Raw genomic sequence first — 21,378 nt, 5'->3', positions numbered from 1 at the left:
TTTTTTATTATACACAAAATCATCCGAATTGTAAAGGGAAATGCATCAGAACACCAATTATGTAATATTACATAACACATTAAACAACAAAAACAGTGATTGAGTCGCCCTAACATTGACAAATCATTATATTCATGTAATATTAACTTACAAATAATAATGATCGATGATTATACTTTGCAATTCACGTAATGTTTTTTACCACAAAAATATGGAGGTGACCGTGTTGAACGACAAAAGCACCAAACTGCTCGATTACGTGCAAACGCTGGATAACGACTTGTCGGTTGGAGGCTTCATCCATGTGTTCGACCTCCAAACCCGGATTGCAGAAGGGCGCATCCAGAACCAGGAAGAGCTGGAAGGATTCATCCTTCATCCGATGATGAATCGCTTGGTCCGCCAAGACGGCGCGGCCATTCTGGCGATTTACGCAGCTGCCGACCAACGGGATATCCGTCAGATCGCCCGAATTGACCGGTATATCCTCGGAAGAATCGCTGCACATGAAAATGATGAAGCGGTGCGCCAACGGGGAAGAAGACTTTTGAAACTGGCCCAGGCCCTGTACCCCTGGCTCAATCTGAAGGTTCTTGACGAACTCGCGCAGAAGGAGCTGTCTCCCGTCTGCCTGGCCACGACGCATGCCTATGTCAACTATCAGCTCGGGTCCAGCCGCGACCACACCGTTTATGGCTATATGCAATCTGCGGTCTGCACATGCATCCAGCTCGCTGCCCGCTCGCTAAGCATTCCGCCTCACGACGCCAAAGCGTTGGCCGGCAAATGGACGGCTGAAATGGAGCGCGCATGGACAGCGGAGAAAGACTCCCTGCCCACAGACCTTGTCAATATCCAGGAGAACGACTCCCATATCGCCTCTTGACCTCTTTAACAACACCACAAAGGCACTCCGCTCTGCCCTGCCGCAGCGAAGTGCCTTTTTCTGTTCCCAAGTATGTACTTGACCCTCATCTTACTGATCGCGGGACTGGTTCTTCCGGTATTCCACAAACTTGATGTACTCCTTGATAAACTCCTTCTCGTGATCGGAGAGCGGCATTTCGTTTAACTGCCTTCCGTTTTCCCACAAATAAGGATCCTGCTGCTCTTTCACCATATACGGCCCCGGTTCCTTGCCCAGAATCAGCCAGTCAAGGCTGACGCCGAAAAAGCTCGAAATTTCGATCAATTTATTGGTGCTCGGGGTGGACTTCCCCCTTTTCCAATCTCCGAAATTCCCCGTGCTGATATTAAGCTGCTCGCAAAACGACTTTTTGGTCATCCCCTTCTGCTTAATCAATGCCTCAATACGTCCGTAAATGGATTGCATAAAAAACCGCCTTCCAGTCATGTCGCAAAAAAACGACGCATTTAAGTAATTTTATGCTTGCAATATGACGCAAAAACGTGTATAGTATTCTTTATATTAGGAATTTCCATACCTATGGCTCTTATTGTATCATTAGTCCCTTTTCTATTCCAACCGCCCTGCAATCATTCACTTCATATCTGACATTACCTTTCCAACGCGATTCGGGCCCGCTTATGACCAATACCAAGACAGGGAGCGACCGCTTTTGCACACACTAGACATTTCTTATCATGAATTGATCCATGCCATGAAGCAATGTATTGCCGTCGTGGATGCCGGAGGAGTTATCATTTCAGTGAACCACGCCTGGATTCAAAGCGCATATGACGAAGGCGTCCCCCAATCCTTTAACTGGGTTGGTATTAATTTTATGCAAATCGCCGACGCCCTTTCGGGAGAAGACGAACAAGACCTGGACAGACTCCAGGCGGTTTTGCAGGGTATTTCTACATACTACAGGAACGAATTCCGATCGAGCTGCATCCAGCCCTCCCGCTGGTTTCAAATCGAGGCTTTCCCGCTCCGGAACGGCGCCAGGGAGGAACCCCGGGGAATGATCGTCTGCCTGTCGGATATCAGCCGAAGCAAGCAGCTCGAGAACGACTTGATGATCGCCTTATCCCAGATCCGCACTCTACGCGGATTGCTGCCCATCTGCGCCGTCTGCAAACGAATTCGCGATGACGATGACTTATGGAATTCCATCGAGAGTTTTTTGCAAAAGCATGCCCACACCGAATTCACGCACGATATTTGCCCGGACTGCATACGGCGGCTGTATCCCAAGTACTCGTCCATATTGGACACGCCTACTCACCAGTAGCTGCACTACCTCCAGTCTCTTCCCCAACAAAACACTTCTTCAAAATCATCGTCAACGCGCCGCAGCTTTTTTTCGTTGACGTTCTTTGTTCATATCCATATAATTGTTATGACAATTATTTTTTGAAGGAGTGTTTTCCCTGACCCGCTTCTCATCTTCATCCCAAACGATCGGTTTCCGATACGGAAATATGTCCCGCAGAATGTCTTCTATTTTTGCAGGCCTGCTTAAGCCTTTCGGCATCACACCCGAGCAATGGTCCGTGCTGTACCAGGTTCACCTCCAGGAAGGCATTAACCAGAAGGAACTCGCGCTTCGCTCCGGCAAAGATCAGCCCTCCATCACCCGCATTCTCGATGTGCTGGACAAGAAAGAACTGATTCAGCGCAAGCCGGATCCGGCTGACCGCCGGGCTTATTTAATCTACGCCACGCCAGCCGTGCAGGAGCTGATGAAAGAAACGATCCCGATGGAGCTGAAGCTCAATGACGAGCTGATCGCCGGCATTACGGACGAGCAATTGGAGTCACTGAACCGCATCATGGATCAAATCAATAAAAATATAGACCGAATTTTAATGGAGTAGGAGTCACCTATGAACGACACCCGAGAGAAACTGTGGACACGTGAGTTTATTATGCTTACGCTGTGCAATCTGCTGTTATTTTTAAATTTGCAAATGATCGTATCCCCTCTGTCCGGCTATGTAAAAGAACATTTTCACGCCAGCGCCTTCATGGTCAGCATGTTTACGACCCTGTTCTCGCTGGCTGCGATCGCGGCGCGCCTGTATTCCGCCAAGGCTTTGGAGAGAGGCATCCGTAATCAAATCTTATATATCGGCCTTGCCTTAGCGCTGCTCGCCACCTTCGGTTACCTGTGGAGCGGCACGATGGCGCTGCTGCTGCTGATGCGGATCGTGTTCGGCGTGGGCTTCGGCATGGGCAGCACGACGCTGCCTACGATGGCATCCGGTATTATACCGGTCCGCAGGCTGGGCGAGGGCATGGGCTATTTCGGACTGTCGACAAGCATCGCCCTTTCGCTTGGACCCGTCATCGGGACGGCGCTTCTGGAGAATAAAGGGTTCGACACGCTGGTATATGCTACGCTAATCGTTATTGCCCTGATCTTCCCGCTGGTCATTCCGCTGACCAAAAAGGTAAAACCGGCCGCCCCGGCCATTCCAAAAGAATTTACGGCGGTTCCCCAGAAGCAGGGCTTTCCGAAAGCGCTCCTTCTGCCCAGCCTGATGAACCTGCTGATGTCCATTACCTATGGCGGACTGCTCAGTTTTATTAATTTGTTCGGAAAAGAGGCCAGCCTCGCGAACGCATCGCTCTTCTTTCTGTTCAATGCGGCCGCCGTCGTGCTGATTCGGCCCATCTCGGGCAAAATTTACGACCGCAAGGGGCATATCGCCCTGCTCATTCCGTCGGCAGTGCTGCTCATTGGGGGGCTATGGCTGTTGTCTTATGCCCATACCACCGGATTTTTAGCCCTTGCCGCCCTGTGCTACGGCCTCGGATTCGGCACGGTTCAACCGACCCTTCAATCCTGGATGCTGCAGCAGGTTCCTCCGCAAAAGCAGGGACTCGCCAACAGTATGTATTTCAACTCACTGGACCTTGGCATCGCCGTTGGAGCCATGATTTTGGGCCAGATTGCCCAATATTCGACTTACGGGGCAATGTACCGTTACGCATCCTTGTTCCTCGTCCTGTTCATCATGGTATACGCGTTCTATCTTGCCAAACGGGCCAAGAACAACAACATGCCAAACCGCGATACCGGAACATCCACAACCGTCTAAAGCCCCTTGGGCTTGATCGATTCAGCACCTTTCTGCCTGGCAGAAGGGTGCTTTTTATTTCTTTTACAATCACAGCCATATGCCCCCAGCCCACAGATCACTCTACTCCCTGTAGTTCCCCCGGGTTCCTCTAGAGGCTCCCCCGATGCATCATTGAAAATTACAACATTAATACATGTCATATTTTATAACTTAAAATGTTAAATACACTTTCAAATCTATCAATCAAGGAGTAAAATAGTCATATTATCTACCATAAGCCATAAGCCATATTCCTATTCCAATTCCGGGGGAGAGATTACGATGAACATGCCGGCCGCATCCACTGCCTTCGAGACGTTTATGCCCGTTCAGCCGGGCTTTGCCAAGCATTTTACCGATTACACAGAGCATTGCGACTTATTACCAGACACTCCGCTGCCTGTTCTGTTCTACCAATTTTCGGTCCCATGCGGCCACTCTGGACGCTGCCCCGTGCTGCCCGGGGGACATGTCGATATGTTGTTCCCGATCGGAGGCTCCCCTACCGATTCTGTGCTTCTCGGCAGCGTTCTTTGCCGCCGGGAGGTGCCGTTTCGTCCAGGCACGTTATACTTCGGTGTCCGGCTGCTTCCCGTCCCCCTCGCTCCTGCTTTTAAAATTCCGCTAAAAGAATTAGCGGACCGATCCACGCCGCTGGATCGCGCCTTATCCATTCCAGCCGCCGCCATACAGCAAATCCAGCAGGAAGACGCCTCTTTCCATCGCAGAATATCCAGTTTCCACAGCGGCCTCCGTAAGCTGCTTCATTCCGGGCCATGCACTGCGGCTTCTGTACCATCGCACTTTTATCAGGCCATCCGGCTTATTTTTCAGTCCTGCGGCAATATCAGCATAACCGAGCTCTCTACAGCCATGGACTGTTCAACACGGAGTTTTCGCTCCCTGTTCGAGGCGTATATAGGCCTCTCTCCCAAGCTGTTCTGCCAAATCATCCGGTATCAATCGGCCGTGGGCAGACTGCTGCATCCGTCGCGGGCGGCTTTTAACGACATTATTTCAGAGTACGGCTATTACGACCAGGCCCACTTTATCCACGAGTTCAAAAAATTCAGCAGCGAATGCCCAACCCGCTGGATGGTGCAGCTCCTGCGGAAATCGTAATCTAGTTATTACTGCGTAAACTTTCCTGACACGACTTCCGTTTTATACAATTCATGTTAACTCTTCTTCAATATAATAGACTCCAATGACGGAGTGAAGGCATTCGTTTATCCCCAGTTTCTGCGGGTTCGTCCTCCATCCTGCGAAGTTTCTCCCGCGGAAATTTCAAACGATGCCTTCCTTCCGCCAAAAAGTCAGAATACATAACGCTGTATTGGAGGAAAACGACTTGAAGAGTTTTAAGAGCAATCTATTCACGGTTTTAATCGTTTCAGCTTTATCGCTGACCCCGACGCTGGCCTTTGCCTCACCAGCCGCTTCCGCAGCAGCTCTAAGCGGTGAGACGGCCGATGCACTGTCCCAGAACTGGATGCCCAAATCTCTGACCTCCCTTACCGCCAGCAGCAAACCGATTACCGCCGCAGAGTTTGCCGAAGCGATGAAACTCGCTGCTGAAGAAGCCGGGACGACGGTAAGCCCATCCGGTTCCAATATTAGCGGTGCATTGACACGCGAAAAGGCCGCCGTACTGCTGGATTCCGTCATCCATGTCCCTTACGCCGCTTCCGCAGGCTACCAAGACATTGCCGGAGGCAGCCCTTACAGCAAAGCCATCGCCAATGTCTATACCGCCGGCCTTATGCAGGGCAGCTCCTCCCAAACTTTCGGATACGGCAAGCCGCTGACGCACCGGGAAGCCGCCACGATCATCTACCGCCTGTATCAATATTTGCAGCCGTTCAAGCTGACGGAAGCGACTATTGCGGAGATGCAAAAGGCGATGGAAATCGGCCGGCTGACCTCAGAGGAACTTGTCCAGCAGTATTTGGACCGGATCGCGAAGTACGATGACCAGGGCCCGAAGCTGAACAGCATCATCACCTTGAACGATAAAGCGCTGGAAACGGCGAAGCAGCTGGACGCCGAACGCGCAGCCAAAGGGGAACGCAGCCCGCTGCACGGGATCCCGGTGATCGTCAAAGACAACTACAACACTTCCGATATGCCGACCTCTTCCGGGAATATTGGCTTAAAGGATGTCATCCCTCCGGAGGATGCCACACAAGTCAAGGAGCTGCGCGATGCTGGGGCAATCATTATCGGCAAAGCTAACCTGCATGAGTTCGCTTTTGGCTATACAACCGTCAGCTCATTGGGTGGGCAGACGCTGAACCCTTATGACCCGACCCGCGTGCCCGGCGGATCCAGCGGTGGAACCGCAGCCGCGGTAGCCGCCAATCTGGCAGCCGTAGGCATGGGTACCGACACCGGCGGATCGATCCGGATTCCTTCCTCGTTCAACAGCCTGGTCGGCATTCGTCCGACGGTCGGCTTGTCGAGCCGCTACGGCATCGCTCCGCTTGCCCTGACGCAGGATACCGGCGGCCCGATCGCGCGTACCGTGGAAGACGCCGCATTCATATTGAACGCGACGGCAGGCTATGACCCAAAAGACATCGCAACCGCGAAGAGCGTCGGCTTCGTGCCGAAGGATTATACGGATTATCTCGATAAGGACGGCCTCAAAGGAGCACGGATCGGCATCGTCCGCGAAGTATTCGGAGACGACGCCCAGGTCAACGCAGTCGTGTCCCAGTCTATCGAAGAGATGAAAGCGGCCGGGGCGACGTTGGTGGACAACGTCAAAATTCCGAACTTCGATCTCATCAACAAATATGGAAGCCTAAGCGCCTGGGAATTCAAGTTCCAATTCAACGACTACCTGAAGTCCCTCGGCGACGCTACGCCTTACAAGTCTTTGGACGAGCTAATCGCTTCGGGCAAATACGACCCGTCGATTGAAAAGGCCCTGATCGACCGCAACAACCGTGAATCGCTGGATGCCCAGGAGTACAAGGACATCGTCCTGTTCCGCACTAAATACGTACAGGAAGCGGTCCTCAAAATGATGGCGGACAACCATCTGGATGCCCTTATCTTCCCGACCTCCTCCAAAACAGCCGTGAAAATCGGCCAGGAGCAGGTGGCGGGCGACGCCTTCAAACTAAGCTCCTTCACCGGCTGGCCGACGGTCACCGTACCGGCCGGCTTCACCAGCGACCATCTGCCGGTCGGCATCGATTTCTTCGGCAGAGCCTTCAGCGAGCCGGAGCTGATCAAGCTGGCGTACAGCTTTGAGCAGCACACTCACCACCGCGCGGCTCCGCAGACGACGCCTTAAGAACACCCAAGAAAATCGTCTATCCGACGTACCTTCTAAGATTCATTTTCAAAAAGCGCACCCCCGGCTGCCTGTCCGGGCGGACACCGTAATCAGGTCCGACCCTTTCAGCGTGCCGCAAGGTGCGCTTTTTCTTTTTCCATATCAGCTTCCTACCACGGCCACTCCCGGCCCAGCCAGTCCCTCATGACCAGCCGGTCCTCCTCCTGAATCCCTGGTCCTTCATAGCGATCCCGCAGAAAATAGGCCACCGCCATGCGCGCCGCATCATCGGCATCCAGGTCACCGTCGGTATTCAACTCACCCGACATATAGGATCTGACCCAGCCCGGATGGTACAGGCGAAAGGTAAAGCCTTCGGGACGGAGTTCGTCAAACAGGCATTGAACACCCCGGTTCAGCGCGGTTTTGGACATACAGTACCCGTACCAGTTATCGCGAAAGCTGCGGTTGATGCTCCCCGCTTCCGAGGACACGAAACACATGCGCTTTCCGGATCCCGCTCTCAGCAGCGGCACAAACGCCTGCGCCATCCGCATGGGCCCAACCGCGTTAACGTTGTAAATTCGCAGCAGTTCCTCCTCGATCTGCTCTTCATGAATCGTTCTGGGGTAACGCGTGGCGATCCCCGCATTATTGATCAGCACATCCACCCGATCAGTCTTGCCCTCAACCGCCCGGCTGGCCTCCTGAACGCTCTCATCGCTGGCTACGTCCAGCGGAATGATATGCAGCCGCTCCGGCTCTTTCTGTCTAAGCTCCGTCAGTTCCGGCCAATCCGCCAGGTAACTCCCGGCAAAAACGTCCCAGCCCAGCCCCAGCAGCCTTTTTGTGATGCCGAGTCCCAACCCCCGGTCCGCGCCTGTAACAACGGCGATTCTGCTCCTGCTCATCCGTAAGCACCTCCTTTTTAAGCCCGTTATAAAGGAATCTCCTGTCCCCGCCAATCCAGCATAACTACCCGCTCTTCATCCTCCCGGGCCCCGGTAAAATAAGCAGCCGCCGCTTCAGCCGAAGCCCCCGTTTCAAGCTCCGATCCAGGCTCGAACAGCCGGAACGTGAACCCCTTCCCGCTCAGATCCCCATGCAGCATGGTGTACGCCATATGCAGCGCAGCTTTGGACATCGCATATCCTGTCCCTGCCCCCGAAAGGCCAAGCCCCAAACTGCCCTGGACATCGGACAGCAGCGCGATTCTTCGCAGCCCGTTATCCATAAGAGGCAGGCACGCCTCGATGACACGAATCGGACCTAGCGTATTCGCCTGGTAATCTTCCAATACGAGATCCGCCGACATATTGGCGATTCCGGCCGCCTCCCTCCTCTGGCTGGATGCCGTTCCGCAAACGAGCAGATCCACCCGGCTGGTATGCTCCTGAGTCCGCCGGACTGCCTGCTGCACCGATTCTCTGGACCTTGTATCCATCGTGAAGATATGTATTTTATCCGTATCAAAGTCGTCCTGAAATTCCTCTTCGGGAACGGGACTGCACCCCATGACGCGCCATCCCTTTTTGGCGAATTCCTGAACTAGTGCGCATTCCCACGGACGGTGAACTTCCGTAATCAAAACAATCTGGTCCATGACTCGTTATTCTCCTTTTGACGCTGATGCGGTCCACGTCAATGCTTGCCGCAGCAGCTGCTGGTAGCCCGGATGCAGCCAAACCGCCAAATTGTGGCCGGGAGTCAGCACGCAAACCCTTCCCTCGCCTTCCGTTCGGGTCCATCCGCCCGGCTGCTCTCCATGTTCCGACCGGGTCACCATAAATATATTCACGTCACTCTGGTCAGTCATATCCATGAAATAGTGCTCATCTTGCAACGTGAAGGCTTGGACTCCCCGGGTAATCTCCGTGTTTTGTACAGGCTCGACCGTGACCGGACACTGCTCCGGATGGTGATGAAAGACTCCGCCGACCAGCCCGCGCACGTCCTCTATGTCCCGGTAACCTACCGTACCGGAGTGCAGAACGAGCAGACCGGCACCCCCGCTGACGTAACGCTGCAGCAGACCACCGGTTTGGGCTGTGAGCCACGGTTGCTCTTTTACCGCGGAGACCCGATTGGATTTCGCCAAGATCAGCAAATCATATTCCGTAAGCAACCTTTCCAGCGAGTCCTGCCATTCGGCACCGGTTTCCAAAATGTAGTGAAAATTGAACCCGCCTGCCCGAAGCGGCTCCAAGCCTCCCTTCACTACATCGGCCGGATGCCATTGATCGTCGCATAATACGAGTATGTTCACGATGCTCCCCTCCATTGACAGCGTTTGCAAAGTATATTACTCCCAGTATTCCAGAAACCCGCTTGCCACGCAACCCGGTTCCAGGTCCGATCGTGCAGAATGTGGATATAACAAAAAAATCCTTGCCCATTCGCAAGGATTGTCATTAATCAAATTATGGTGCGGTAGAGAGGACTCGAACCTCCACGGGCGTACGCCCACTACCCCCTCAAGATAGCGTGTCTGCCATTCCACCACTACCGCACGTTTAAAGGGAACTTCTATTTAAAAAAACTGGTGAGCCATGAAGGACTCGAACCTTCGACACCCTGATTAAAAGTCAGGTGCTCTACCAACTGAGCTAATGGCTCTCGATGATCCACGACCTGTGCGCCCATAAGCTATAGATGGTACAGATATTGGAATTCTTATTCTGCTGCAAGCAATGAAAGTGGTGACCCGTATGGGATACTCTCACTTCGTTCGAGACTGCGAAGCTGATCCTAACGATGCAGCGCTTCGACGAACCCTCTTGGGTTCTCATCCCTGTTGCAAGCAATGAAAGTGGTGACCCGTATGGGATTCGAACCCATGTTACCTCCGTGAAAGGGAGGTGTCTTAACCCCTTGACCAACGGGCCATATCGTAACATCACTTTCTTGACGACAAGACTGAGTATAGCATAGAACAAAAAAGGTTGGCAAGCCCTTTTTGTAATATTTTTAAAAAAAGTGTCGCTGCCATTTCTCTCCTATTCCCGGGCATAAAATCATCCCTTATTTGGCATCCTATACATGTCAATGACATCAACACACGACAAGGAGACAAAATCAATGGCTAAACCAGACGACCGTTCTGATAACGCGGAAAAGATCAAAACCGCCATTATCAACACGCAGGACAACATTAACGAAACCAACGATTATTTGGCCGAACACGCCGAGGAAATTTCCGGTCAGGAAGTACACAACCTTCAGCACAAAAACGCCAAGCGCGAAAGAGCAATTGAAGGCATGCGGGAAGAGTACGAAGACGAAAAATAAAGCTTTGAGGATTTGCCCAAGCAGCCCCCTGTCCAATGATGGATGGGGGTTGTTTTGTTGCTCCGACGAACCCTCCCCCGAGGGTTCTCATCCCTTTACACCAAAAAGCCCCCAGCCGCAAAGGCGGTGGGAGCTTTCTTACGAAGTATTTCAAAACGGAGAGAGAGGGATTCGAACCCTCGCACCGCTTACGCAGTCTAACCCCTTAGCAGAGGGTCCCCTTATAGCCACTTGGGTATCTCTCCAAGAAACTGGCTCCCCGAACAGGACTCGAACCTGTGACAACTCGATTAACAGTCGAGTGCTCTACCAACTGAGCTATCAGGGAACATTGTTATATGGTAACACCAAATAATTTATCATGATTTTGTAGCGGAGTCAAGCTTGTTCAAGCGAAGATTTCCAGCGCATTTCCCGCACCGGTAACGGTGAGGATCGACCTTGCGTTTGCGCAGATATACCATCCCGCACTGGCGGCACACCAGCTGGTACCGGTAAGGCTGAACCTTACGCTCGCGTGCCGAAGGCAGCGACTGGCAGTAACGGCTTCCCCCGACCTGCTGCAGCAGCATTTTAAAATCCGGATCCCGGTGCTTGTAGCCCCTTCCCGTCAGGTGCAAATGGTAATGGCACAGCTCATGCTTGATGATCTTTTCCACTTCCTCCCGCCCGTTCGCTTCCAGCTGGTGGGGATTAATCTCGATATGATGGCTTTTCATAAAATAGCGCCCGCCCGTTGTGGATAATCGCCGGTTGAACGTGGCCCGGTGCCTGAAAGGCAGGCCGAAGCTTTCCTCCGAAATCCGCTCCACCCAAGCTTGCAGCTCTTCATTGCTCATGACGTCCATGAGGTCCTCCTCTGACTGAATTTGACGGTCTTCGGGGCGGTCGTCCCGAAAGAAACATTCTCTTGAATTATAACTTCCCCATACGCTACACTGACAAGTAGAATGTTATGGAGGGAGATTTTTGCGCCTTATGCCGAAGATGAGATATGTAATTTTACAGAAAAATGCCGACCTCTTTTTTGTGGAAATGCCCGCCGATTACGCTTACCAGCTCAGCGCGCTGAACCTGCGCCTCAATAAGGAAATAGACAAATTGACGGCCTCCGTCGTCCCCGAGCTGCCGCTCGCCGTGGCGGAATGCGATCAGTTGGATCTGCTGCAGGAACATCTGCAAATTCAGGATGGACTTGCCTACATCAACGCACTCGAACAATCCTTTGCTTCCATCGATGAACAGAGCTATCCCCTCATCGCCCTGCTGACCGAAATCCGTGCCCTTCAAGCCCAACTGGAACAGTGGTATGAGGAGGAAGCCGAGGGCTAGGCGGCCGCAGCGTTATTACGGAAATAGCCATGAATTGCCCGGGATCACAGCGAAAAGAATTGTGAAGGAATGCATAATGGGATGCGTTTATAAAAATACAATCCCGTCCCCTTGCTGAACCCGGGAAATTCAAATGAGACCTGCACGCTTTGGGCGTTCTCCCCATATGCTGACCGTAGAGACGGAATGCAAGAGGAGGAGATCACCCTTGCCGCAATGGCTCTGTAATCAGCTGAGGAAGGCGTTTCACAAAAAAGACAGACGCCAGATCAAACTGCTCAACGAATGCTGGTTCTTCTACCGAAACGCCCCGGAAGAAAACTCGGACGCCCGATAAATATTTAGAAATGAAGCCCGCTCCATGCAAACAGGCCGGTACCGTGTACCTGCCTGTTTTTTGCGTTTGGTTTAGACGATTTCTATAGTCAGTGTGCTCCTTGTTACCTACTCAAAGCTTCTCGAAGCCGGCCAGCTTCCTTTCAGCTTGCGAAGTAAAATGATCTGACCCGTATGATAGGCGTCATGCATCATCAGGCTGTGAATCAAGCCGGAAAGCGGCCTGTCCCGAAACAGCGCGTTCAGCTCGCTGTCACTTAAACCGGACAGGAAGCTACGGATCTCGAGATGGATCCTTTTGAGCCGATCGACCGTCTTCTGCCAGGCCTCATCTCCATCTTCGACGTTCCTGAACGTCTCATCATTGCTGGACGCCTTGCCGTCCGGTTCCTCGCCGCGCATCCGCTGCAGGTAATATTCCTTGTAATAAAGCAGGTGGTTTACGTTCTCCCAGATCGTGTTGACGGCTTCCCCTTCCGGTTTCCATACCGCTTCCGCAGCGGTTACACCATCCAATGCCGGCACGAGCGGCGGATACCAGCCTTCCTGATCGAAACATTCATCCCATCTTTGCAGCTGCTCTTGAGTTTGGCCCATCTGCAAATCCTCCCTGTCCGGATTTTTGTAACGAACTAAAACCATTTTATTAGTTACATCCATAAATTAACACAATGCTTTTCTATCGGTCAAGTAACTAGCAAAAGAATTATTTAGTTGTTACAATGTTCCTGAAAGGAAGGATAACGAATGCTTTGGGATGATTTTTTGAACAGCGACTGGCATGATTGGCGGGGCAGCGGCAAGTCCGAGGACCGGTTGGACCGGCCCGGATGGCTGCGGGCATGGCTGCAGGAGCAGCAGCTGCCGTTACTCGATGAACCAAAACCCCACGAGCTGCAGCAGCTGAAAGAGCTCCGCTCCTTGATCCATGGCATGGTCACCTCCATCGTCCAGGGCGTTTCCCTTGAAGCCGAGGCGATCGGCAGGCTAAATGCGGTCATGTCCGCCGGCCCCGTCATTCGGGAGCTGTTCTACCGCGAAGACAGCTTGTCTACTGGGAACAAACCGGTCCGCTGGGACTGGCAGCAGGTCATGTCGGAGATCGCCGCGTCTTTTGCCGAGACGATCGCCAATGGCGAAACGGCAAGAATCCGGATCTGTGACAATCCGGACTGTCTCTGGGTGTATTATGACGATACCCGCAACCGGTCCAAACGCTACTGTGATGACAAAATGTGCGGGAATCTGATGAAGGTCCGACGATTCCGGGCACGGAAGAAAGCAACCCCGCACGACCATGACCAAATCTAAACCCGAACACGCCAAAATCCCGAAGACCGGAAACATTTTTTTCCATTCTTCGGGTGGGCTATGGGATGGAGTCCGGCAGCTGCTCGTGAACCATTAACGTACGCCATGCTGGCCGATACTCCATATATACCGATCTTATAAAATCCTTTAAATCCTGATCTGGTTATAATCCGATCTTGTTTACTTACAGTCTTAAGATAAGGTTATTCTCACTGATGCGGGTTGCGCATCGTCAGGCCAACACGGCCTTTTTTCAAATCGACATTGAGCACCCATACCGTCACATTATCGCCGACGGACACCACGTCCATCGGATGCTTGACATAGCCGCTGCTGAGCTGCGAAATGTGGACGAGACCGTCGCTTTTGATCCCGATGTCCACGAAAGCCCCGAAGTCGATGACGTTGCGTACGGTGCCCTGCAGCTCCATGCCTGGGGTCAAATCCTCGATCTTCAGCACGTCCGTCCGGAAAATAGGCAGCGGCAGCTCCTCCCGCGGATCGCGGCCCGGGCGCTGAAGGCTCTCCAGAATGTCGCGCAGCGTAGGCACGCCGACTTCCAGCACCTCCGCCAGCTTCTCCACGTCCTGACGTCCCAGCAGCTCAGACAGCTCAGGCGTTCCCAGCTTCTCCATGCCGACACCAAGCTCGCGGAACAGACGGTCCACCACTTTGTACGATTCCGGGTGGATCGGCGTGCGGTCGAGGGGGTTATCGCCCTCGGAGATGCGCATAAATCCGATGCACTGCTCGTAGGTTTTGGCTCCCAGCCGCGGCACGTTCTGCAGTTCTTTACGGCTCAAAAACTTACCGTTGGAATCGCGGTATTTCACGATGTTTTTGGCGGTCGTCGCGTTGACGCCGGACACATAGGACAGCAGCGACGGTGAAGCGGTATTCACGTCGACACCAACATGGTTGACGGCCGATTCGACAACGGTCTTCAGGCTCTCGTCCAAATGCTTCTGGGAGACGTCATGCTGGTATTGGCCGACACCAATCGCCTTCGGCTCGATCTTTACAAGCTCAGCCAGCGGGTCCTGCACGCGGCGGGCGATAGACACTGCACTGCGCTCCGCAACGTCAAGATCCGGGAATTCTTCCTGGGCCAGCTTGGACGCCGAATACACGCTTGCTCCAGCCTCATTGACGATCAGGTAAGCCAGATCCGGCACGCCGATGCCACTGATCACTTCTGCCACGAACTGTTCCGTCTCGCGCGAAGCCGTACCGTTGCCGATCACGATCAACTGGATGCTGTATTTCTTAATCAGCTCGTTGAACTTCGCGGCGGCTTCTTTCTTTTTGTTGTTCGGCGGCGTTGGGTACGTCACTGCCACCTCCAGCAGCTTGCCGGTATCGTCGACGACGGCGAGCTTGCAGCCTGTCCGGTAGGCCGGATCTACCCCGAGGACGCAGCGGCCCTTGACCGGCGGCTGCAGCAGCAGGCTGCGCAGGTTGCCGGAGAAGATCGAAATCGCCTGATTCTCCCCCTTCTCGGTCAGCTCAGCGCGGATTTCGCGTTCGATGGAAGGGGCGATCAGCCGTTTGTAAGCATCTTCAATAACGGCCGTGAGGATCGGCTGCACCGCCGAGCTGCCCTTGATGACCTGACGCGCCATAAAATTGTGGATCGACTCAGGCTGTACGTCGAGGCCGACTTTAAGAATATTTTCGCGTTCTCCGCGGTTAATGGCCAAAATGCGGTGAGGCGGCATCTTTTTCGCCAGCTCCCGGTAGTTGTAATAGTTCTCGTACACGGACTCCTGCTCGGGATCCTTCGCTTCCGAGGTCAGCATCCCATGGTCCATCGTATAACGCCGCACCCAGGCCCGGATGGTCGCATCGTCGGCCAGGTTCTCCGCCAGAATGTCCATCGCGCCGGAAATCGCATCGTCCGCCGTTTCCACACCCTTTTCCGCATCGACGTATTTGGCGGCTTCCTTGTGCACATCCCCCTGCTTCGGCTGAGCCATGATCCACTCGGAGAGCGGCTCGAGCCCCTTCTCTTTGGCGACGCTGGCACGGGTTTTACGCTTCTGCCGGTACGGACGGTACAAGTCCTCCACTTCCTGGAGCTTGGCCGCCTTCTCGATCGCCGTCTTGAGCTCCCCGGTCAGTTTCCCCTGCTCGTCGATAATCCGGATGACCTCGCGCTTGCGCTCTTCCAGATTCCGCAGATAAGTCACGCGCTCTTCGATTCCGCGCAGCTGGTTCTCATCCAATTCCCCGGTCATTTCCTTACGGTAACGGGCGATAAACGGAATCGTGTTGCCCTCATCCAGCAGTCCCACCGTCGTCCGAATCTGCTTCAGGGACAGCTGCAGCTCCTTGGCAATCTGCTGCACGATCCGCTCCTTTTCCTGTGCCTTCAGTACTTCACCATTCTGTTCGATAACCATTTCCTTTTCCGTCAAAAGAAATCCCTCTTTCCCATTCGTACTTGCGTTTCCATGTATTCAAACGTTCTCTCATCATCGTCGTCATTAAAACATTCATTCGTCATCATGTGATTGGTCACAGACTTGTCCGAGTAAAGAAAAACGTCTATCGACGCATCTTCAAAGAAGACAGACCGCGTTTAAAGGAAGTTTTTCTTGCAATATCAGGAAGCAATGGCTCTGAAGTTTATACTTTCTGATATTATGAAAAATCGGCTTGGTCTGGTTTATAAACACCTGCTGCCGCAAACCGTCATACCGAAAATTTCATATCAGCGGGGCGGCTTCCTGCGGCGTTATAGGTATCAGCGTCAGCTTGCCTGGCGGCCAGTCCGATTAACGGGCGGACAGCCACTATGGAAAACTGTGAGATCAAACCAAAACTTTAGGCAAATCTACAAAGTTTTCATATCTTATTATCACAAACTTTTAACCATTTTTCCAGCGGTCATGTTTGGCAGGAGAAAGCTTCCACGCCACGGTAGATTTCCCCTAGAAAAGCAAAAAGAACCTTACCCCATAAACAGGGCAAGGTTCATCATACTGCTGCGGCTTCCATCTGTATAGACCTTTACGCAGGCCGGAGGCCGGTTAATTCTGGAAAGGCCCGGGGCTTATACGCGCCGGAAGCGGAAAAACTCGCTGTGGTAATCCCTGCGCTCAGCGCCTACCGCGATGCCCGCATACATCAGGGCGTCGCCAGTGTACACCTCGCTTGTGCCCACCAGCGCATAATCTGCGGCCGGATCGAGCCCCTTCAGCTTGAGGCGGTTCAGCGGCGCGTTGGATTCGGCCAGCACCCGGAAATAGAAGACCGCGGCCTCGCTGCCGTCTTCCGCCACGAACATCCAGGCGGTCTCATTGCCTTCAAACGGGCTGAGGAGCCGATACATCTCGCCGGTCTGGACGAGCCCGCGGATTTCCTTATACAGCGCCACCTGCCGCTTGACGACTTCCTTCTCTTCTTCGGTGAACTTCGTCAAGTCAAGCTCGTAGCCGAAGTTGCCTGACATGGCGACGTAGCCGCGCATGTCGAGCGGCGTAGACCGTCCCACCTGGTGGTTCGGAACGGCGGAAATATGCGAGCCCATGGCGCTCACCGGGTAAACGATGCTCGTGCCGTACTGGATGCGCAGGCGGGACACCGCATCGGTGTTATCGCTTGTCCATGTCTGCGGCATGTAATAGAGCAGGCCGGGATCGAAGCGTCCGCCTCCGCCGGAGCAGCTCTCGAACAGGATGTGCGGGAACGCCGACGTGATCCGTTCCATCACTTCGTAGAGGCCGAGCATGTAGCGGTGCGCCGTCTCCCGCTGACGCTCCGGCGGCAGCAGCGCCGAACCGATTTCCGTCATGTTGCGGTTCATGTCCCACTTCACGTACGTAATCGGCGCGCTGCTCAGCACCTCCGTCAGCATCCGTACAATCTCCTCGCGCACATCCTGCCGCGAGAAGTCGAGGATCAGCTGCTGGCGGCCTTCCGTACGGCGCCGGTCCGGTACATGCAGGCACCAGTCCGGGTGCTTGCGGTACAGGTCGCTGTCCGGTGAAACCATCTCCGGCTCGAACCACAGGCCAAACTGCATTCCCATGCCCGTCACGCGGTTCACCAGGTCTTCCAGTCCTCCCGGCAGCTTGTTCTTATCAACCACCCAGTCGCCAAGAGAGGAATTGTCGCTGTCGCGATGGCCGAACCAGCCGTCGTCCAGGACGAACAGCTCGATCCCGAGCTCTTTGCCGGCCTTGGCAATGTCGACGATTTTATCCGCATTGAACTGGAAGTAAGTCGCCTCCCAGTTGTTGACGAGGATCGGGCGCTCCTTGTCCCTGAACTGGCCGCGGGCCAGGCGCTCGCGGTACAGCCGGTGATAGGTCCGCGACATGCCTCCCAGGCCTTCGGGTGAATAGACCATGACGGCCTCCGGCGTCTGGAACGCGGCTCCCGGCTCCAGCAGCCAGGTGAAATCGAACGGATTGATCCCAATCGACAGACGGGTCGTCCGGAACTGGTCCACCTCGGCTTGGGCGATAAAGCTTCCGCTGTATACCAAGCTGAAGCCGTAGACCTCGCCGTGGTCTTCATCCGCCCCCGGAGACAGCAGCGCCGCAAACGGGTTCTGCTGGTGGCTGCTGGCCCCGCGGCGGCTCTCCACCGCCTGCATGCCATAGGCGACCGGACGGCGAACAACGTCGCGTTCCCGGGTCCAGGCGCCGGACAGCTGCAGCCACTCGTAGTCGGCGCGCGGGAAGTCCACGCTTGCGCTGAGGGCTCTAAGCAGTTCCAGCGGCTCGGTGCTGTCGTTCACGATTTTTAACGAGCGGGTCAGCGCATCATAAGCTTCCATCACCGTGTACTGCAGCTCCACATGCAGCCCCGACACGGGATCCTGCATATTCACAAACAGCGTTTCGGCTTCGGACTCGCTCTCCACATATGTTGAAGGGAGTCCCTCCATCCGCGGTTTGCCCTGCTCTACCCGATGCGACACATACTTGAATTCGGTGACGGTTGAGCCGTCAGGCAGCCGGAACTGTACCAGCGGGTGACGGAAATCGCTCGTTCCGTACACTGGAAGCTCCTGCGGCAGCGTGTCCAGGGAGATCGTACGATCCTCCGGCACCGGATTCGGGCTGAAGGAAGCCCGCTCGGTCGTCACGAGCAGCCAGCTCAGGTCAGCGTCGCGCAGCCTTTTCCCGTAATAGAGATGGGCGGCATAGCCGGACGGAAGAATCCGAAATACGTAGCTTGAACTGCGGGTCTGAAGATGAAATAATTGCTGCTTGGTATCGATATGAATCGCCATAATTCCCTCCCTGATATCACAAGCGGATAGACGCAGATGCAGTACTCACCTGCCCGCTCATACGTTGGATACCATTCATTATAGCGGATGCGTAACCCCTTACAATGGACTTATGTGACTTAAAAACAAGTTCAAAAACAAGAAAAAGGCGCCCCCTTTCGGGTACGCCTTATCCTTCACAACCATATCATCAACCTTATGGTTCAACGCTTAAAAATCGATCAGGCTGAGACTGATTTGCAGCGAATCATCCACCTTTTTCATCGTTTCCTCATCCAGGTGGGTAATTTTGTCCGTCAGCCTCTGCTTATCGATGGTCCGGATTTGCTCCAGCAAAATGACCGAATCCCTGTCGAAACCATGCGAAACCGCATCGATCTCCACATGGGTCGGCAGCTTTGCCTTTTGAATCTGGGCGGTAATGGCCGCCACGATGACCGTAGGACTAAAACGGTTGCCGATATCGTTCTGAATGATCAGAACCGGCCTGACTCCACCTTGCTCAGAACCGACTACGGGTGAAAGATCCGCAAAAAAAACGTCGCCGCGTTTTACGATCAATGTCTACACCCCGCTCACTAAGCGGCCTAGAGTGCTGTCTGCATCTTCTTCCGCGTGAAAGGCCTCCGATGCCATCGTCAAATTGATCTTGGCCATTTCCATATAGCCGCGCTGCATTGACTCCCGTATATAACGTTTCTTCCGCTCCGTTAAATACAGTTTCATGGCTTGCCTGATGAGTTCACTGCGGTTCGAATTCTCCATCGCAACGATGCCATCCACTTCCTGCAAAAGATGATCCGGCAAGCTGATCATAATTCGTTTGGTATTCTGCATATTAGCCACCTTCTGTTCCACCCCCACAATACCTTCTCACCCTTGTGCCCAGTATAACTTGAATCAAGGAAATTTATACAAAGGAATATATATGCCGAAGATATACCAGGTATGCTGCATACATTATAAACTAGACTCGGCATTTACGTACAGTCATTCCGTCATTACCTTTATTCGGGATGCTTGTGCCATATTCCTTCATTTCCAGCAAAAAGGCTGAAATTCCGCCTTTCTTCGCATTAGGTGAGCAGTGGGTTGACCCGGTTGTACAGCGCCCCGTGCTTCGTGTAAACACGAGGTACCCGGTGGGAAATCATACAGATGACCTCATAGTGGATGGTACCCAGCTGAGAAGCCAGCTCATCTGCCGTAATACACTGGCCAGACTGCTGACCGATGAGCACAACCTCCTCGCCCGCATGAATTTCTTCTGCCTCTTCGGCAAAAGATTGAAGTGTTACCATACACTGGTCCATACAGATCGTTCCGACAACGGGAACGCGGCGGCCGCGGATCAGGACTTCCGCTTTACCGCTCAGCATCCGCGAGTACCCGTCGGCATAGCCGATCGGCAGCGTTCCAATGACTTCATCTTGATCCGTCACATATTTGGCGCCGTAGCTGACGCCCCAATGCGGCGGAAGGGTTTTGACATATACAAGCTCTGTCTTCAGCGTCAATACCGGGGAAAGTGCGACAGTCTGATGATTCACCTCATCCGATGGATACAATCCGTACAGGCTGATGCCGACGCGGACCATATTGTAGGACAGCTGAGGGGTATCAATCGCTGTGGCGCTGTTGCCCGTATGTATAAGAGGAGGGCTGAATCCTTTCTCCCCGAGCGAGGCCACCACGCTCTCGAAACGCCGGTACTGCTCCAGTGTATAGCTTTTATCTTCTTCGTCCGCTTTGGAAAAATGGGTAAACAAGCCTTCAACCTCAGCCTGCGAAAGAGCATAGAGCGACTCGATAAACGAAATGGCGTCCGGGCCGGGAAGAAGTCCCAGTCTGCCCATTCCGCTGTCGATCTTAATGTGCACCTTCAGCGGTCTGGACTCGGCGTCCGCCGGGAGCTGCCGGATAGCTTCCCGTACTTCCGGGCTGAACACCGTCACTGTTATGTTATTCTCCCACGCCGTTCTTATGCCTTCCGGAGGCGTGTAGCCAAGCACCAAGATGGGCAGCGTCAAGCCGGCATGCCGCAGTTCAATCGCTTCATCCAGGAAAGCGACGCTTAAATAGTCCACCCCGATGCTCGCAAGCTCCCGCGCCACCTGCACGGCTCCATGACCGTACGCATCCGCCTTGACACAGGCCAGAAATTTCATGCCTTCGGGCAGAGCCCGGCGAAACGCCGTAACGTTCGCTTGAAGATGGTCCAGATTGATTTCCGCTCTAGTTGCTCTATATTGTTGCTGCATTCATTCGTCACCTTCTCTAAGAATTAACACACTCATTACATACAGTCATTGAAAGGAGAGTTGTCATTTTCGTTCGATCATTCTATGGACATAGATGGATCGGATCGAAAATCAGTTGTTATTTACCTTTCGTTATCCTATGTAATCGTAATGTTCAGGAAGGTGACTGTCAATGAACCACGCCCCGGCTGAATCCGGCTGGTTTACCGTACCACAGCAGTTTTCGAAGATGGATAGGCGAAAGCCCCTTCGTTTCGCCGGTGGAATCATGCCCCGCCGGCCCGAAG

At 53.6% G+C, this 21,378-nt stretch carries 21 protein-coding genes and 5 tRNA genes; 10 read left to right on the top strand and 16 right to left on the bottom strand.

Translation table 11 applies throughout. The features are described from left to right. Positions 1–226: 226 nt before the first annotated feature. Complete coding sequence (locus ABIE48_RS01625) at positions 227–886, top strand: urease accessory UreF family protein (RefSeq protein WP_192716287.1); 660 nt, start codon at positions 227–229, stop codon at positions 884–886. Positions 887–976: 90 nt separating this feature from the next. Here ABIE48_RS01625 and ABIE48_RS01620 read toward each other — a convergent pair whose 3' ends face one another. Further along, positions 977–1,333, bottom strand: coding sequence for a helix-turn-helix domain-containing protein (locus tag ABIE48_RS01620; RefSeq protein WP_076173486.1), 357 nt, complete (start codon positions 1,331–1,333; stop codon positions 977–979). 247 nt (positions 1,334–1,580) lie between these two features. Between ABIE48_RS01620 and ABIE48_RS01615 the strand changes: the two genes are divergently transcribed. The 5 genes from ABIE48_RS01615 (at position 1,581) to ABIE48_RS01595 (ending at position 7,336) form a co-directional block, all read left to right on the top strand. Beyond that, positions 1,581–2,198, top strand: a complete 618-nt coding sequence (locus ABIE48_RS01615) for a PAS domain-containing protein (protein WP_192716286.1) — start codon at positions 1,581–1,583, stop codon at positions 2,196–2,198. 202 nt (positions 2,199–2,400) lie between these two features. Further along, positions 2,401–2,784 (top strand): MarR family winged helix-turn-helix transcriptional regulator, encoded by a 384-nt coding sequence (locus ABIE48_RS01610; RefSeq protein WP_186326045.1) that lies wholly within the window; start codon positions 2,401–2,403, stop codon positions 2,782–2,784. A gap of 9 nt (positions 2,785–2,793) precedes the next feature. After that, complete coding sequence (locus ABIE48_RS01605) at positions 2,794–4,011, top strand: MFS transporter (RefSeq protein ID WP_089549982.1); 1,218 nt, start codon at positions 2,794–2,796, stop codon at positions 4,009–4,011. A gap of 303 nt (positions 4,012–4,314) precedes the next feature. Further along, the gene (locus ABIE48_RS01600) at positions 4,315–5,154 is read left to right on the top strand and encodes an AraC family transcriptional regulator (protein WP_145025963.1); all 840 of its coding nucleotides are present in this window, start codon (positions 4,315–4,317) and stop codon (positions 5,152–5,154) included. A 229-nt stretch (positions 5,155–5,383) separates the two neighbouring features. Beyond that, positions 5,384–7,336: an amidase family protein gene (locus tag ABIE48_RS01595; protein ID WP_354518168.1), complete on the top strand. Its 1,953-nt coding sequence runs from the start codon at positions 5,384–5,386 to the stop codon at positions 7,334–7,336. A gap of 152 nt (positions 7,337–7,488) precedes the next feature. Here the strand turns inward: ABIE48_RS01595 and ABIE48_RS01590 are convergent, their stop codons facing one another. The 6 genes from ABIE48_RS01590 to ABIE48_RS01565 all read right to left on the bottom strand — a co-directional run bounded on the left by ABIE48_RS01590 (position 7,489) and on the right by ABIE48_RS01565 (position 10,203). Continuing rightward, positions 7,489–8,229 carry an SDR family NAD(P)-dependent oxidoreductase gene (locus tag ABIE48_RS01590; protein WP_192716285.1) on the bottom strand — a complete coding sequence of 247 codons (741 nt, stop codon included), beginning with the start codon at positions 8,227–8,229 and terminating at the stop codon, positions 7,489–7,491. A gap of 26 nt (positions 8,230–8,255) precedes the next feature. Then, entirely contained in the window at positions 8,256–8,921 is a 666-nt protein-coding gene (locus tag ABIE48_RS01585) for an SDR family NAD(P)-dependent oxidoreductase (RefSeq protein ID WP_192716284.1), read from the bottom strand. A gap of 6 nt (positions 8,922–8,927) precedes the next feature. Next, positions 8,928–9,584 carry a ThuA domain-containing protein gene (locus ABIE48_RS01580; protein WP_192716283.1) on the bottom strand — a complete coding sequence of 219 codons (657 nt, stop codon included), beginning with the start codon at positions 9,582–9,584 and terminating at the stop codon, positions 8,928–8,930. A 157-nt stretch (positions 9,585–9,741) separates the two neighbouring features. Further along, positions 9,742–9,827 (bottom strand) — tRNA-Leu (locus ABIE48_RS01575). 31 nt (positions 9,828–9,858) lie between these two features. Next, positions 9,859–9,934: transfer RNA gene (locus ABIE48_RS01570), tRNA-Lys, on the bottom strand. Between the two features lie 194 nt (positions 9,935–10,128). Beyond that, positions 10,129–10,203: transfer RNA gene (locus ABIE48_RS01565), tRNA-Glu, on the bottom strand. Between the two features lie 193 nt (positions 10,204–10,396). Here ABIE48_RS01565 and tlp point away from each other — a divergent pair. Then, positions 10,397–10,606 carry a small acid-soluble spore protein Tlp gene (gene tlp / locus ABIE48_RS01560; protein WP_076174820.1) on the top strand — a complete coding sequence of 70 codons (210 nt, stop codon included), beginning with the start codon at positions 10,397–10,399 and terminating at the stop codon, positions 10,604–10,606. Between the two features lie 156 nt (positions 10,607–10,762). Here tlp and ABIE48_RS01555 read toward each other — a convergent pair. The 3 genes from ABIE48_RS01555 to ABIE48_RS01545 form a co-directional block, all read right to left on the bottom strand. Then, positions 10,763–10,851, bottom strand: a tRNA-Ser gene (locus tag ABIE48_RS01555). A 7-nt stretch (positions 10,852–10,858) separates the two neighbouring features. Next, positions 10,859–10,934: transfer RNA gene (locus tag ABIE48_RS01550), tRNA-Asn, on the bottom strand. Between the two features lie 31 nt (positions 10,935–10,965). Continuing rightward, complete coding sequence (locus ABIE48_RS01545) at positions 10,966–11,445, bottom strand: SprT family protein (protein WP_192716615.1); 480 nt, start codon at positions 11,443–11,445, stop codon at positions 10,966–10,968. A gap of 139 nt (positions 11,446–11,584) precedes the next feature. Between ABIE48_RS01545 and ABIE48_RS01540 the strand changes: the two genes are divergently transcribed. Both ABIE48_RS01540 and cmpA read left to right on the top strand, forming a co-directional pair. Further along, positions 11,585–11,938: a hydrolase/acyltransferase gene (locus ABIE48_RS01540; protein ID WP_076174826.1), complete on the top strand. Its 354-nt coding sequence runs from the start codon at positions 11,585–11,587 to the stop codon at positions 11,936–11,938. 208 nt (positions 11,939–12,146) lie between these two features. Next, positions 12,147–12,275: a cortex morphogenetic protein CmpA gene (gene cmpA, locus ABIE48_RS01535; protein ID WP_089549977.1), complete on the top strand. Its 129-nt coding sequence runs from the start codon at positions 12,147–12,149 to the stop codon at positions 12,273–12,275. A gap of 107 nt (positions 12,276–12,382) precedes the next feature. Here the strand turns inward: cmpA and ABIE48_RS01530 are convergent, their stop codons facing one another. Next, positions 12,383–12,871: a DinB family protein gene (locus tag ABIE48_RS01530; RefSeq protein ID WP_145025977.1), complete on the bottom strand. Its 489-nt coding sequence runs from the start codon at positions 12,869–12,871 to the stop codon at positions 12,383–12,385. Positions 12,872–13,021: 150 nt separating this feature from the next. Here ABIE48_RS01530 and ABIE48_RS01525 point away from each other — a divergent pair, with 150 nt between their 5' ends. Then, the gene (locus tag ABIE48_RS01525; RefSeq protein WP_192716282.1) at positions 13,022–13,585 is read left to right on the top strand and encodes a CGNR zinc finger domain-containing protein; all 564 of its coding nucleotides are present in this window, start codon (positions 13,022–13,024) and stop codon (positions 13,583–13,585) included. 209 nt (positions 13,586–13,794) lie between these two features. Here the strand turns inward: ABIE48_RS01525 and ABIE48_RS01520 are convergent, their stop codons facing one another. From ABIE48_RS01520 to alr, 5 genes are all read right to left on the bottom strand, one after another. Continuing rightward, a complete protein-coding gene (locus ABIE48_RS01520) occupies positions 13,795–15,987 on the bottom strand; it encodes a Tex family protein (RefSeq protein ID WP_192716281.1) in 2,193 nt (730 codons plus the stop codon). 653 nt (positions 15,988–16,640) lie between these two features. Then, entirely contained in the window at positions 16,641–18,830 is a 2,190-nt protein-coding gene (locus ABIE48_RS01515) for an alpha-galactosidase (protein WP_192716280.1), read from the bottom strand. Positions 18,831–19,040: 210 nt separating this feature from the next. Beyond that, a complete protein-coding gene (locus tag ABIE48_RS01510) occupies positions 19,041–19,391 on the bottom strand; it encodes a type II toxin-antitoxin system PemK/MazF family toxin (protein WP_076174838.1) in 351 nt (116 codons plus the stop codon). A gap of 3 nt (positions 19,392–19,394) precedes the next feature. Next, a complete protein-coding gene (locus tag ABIE48_RS01505) occupies positions 19,395–19,676 on the bottom strand; it encodes a CopG family ribbon-helix-helix protein (RefSeq protein WP_036648438.1) in 282 nt (93 codons plus the stop codon). Positions 19,677–19,906: 230 nt separating this feature from the next. Beyond that, a complete protein-coding gene (gene alr, locus ABIE48_RS01500; protein WP_076174841.1) occupies positions 19,907–21,091 on the bottom strand; it encodes an alanine racemase in 1,185 nt (394 codons plus the stop codon). Positions 21,092–21,378: the final 287 nt, after the last annotated feature.

This window comes from Paenibacillus sp. OAE614 (assembly GCF_040546645.1).
Classification (GTDB): Bacteria; Bacillota; Bacilli; order Paenibacillales; family Paenibacillaceae; genus Paenibacillus_AQ; species Paenibacillus_AQ favisporus.
This window is presented reverse-complemented; position numbering and strand designations above follow the sequence as displayed.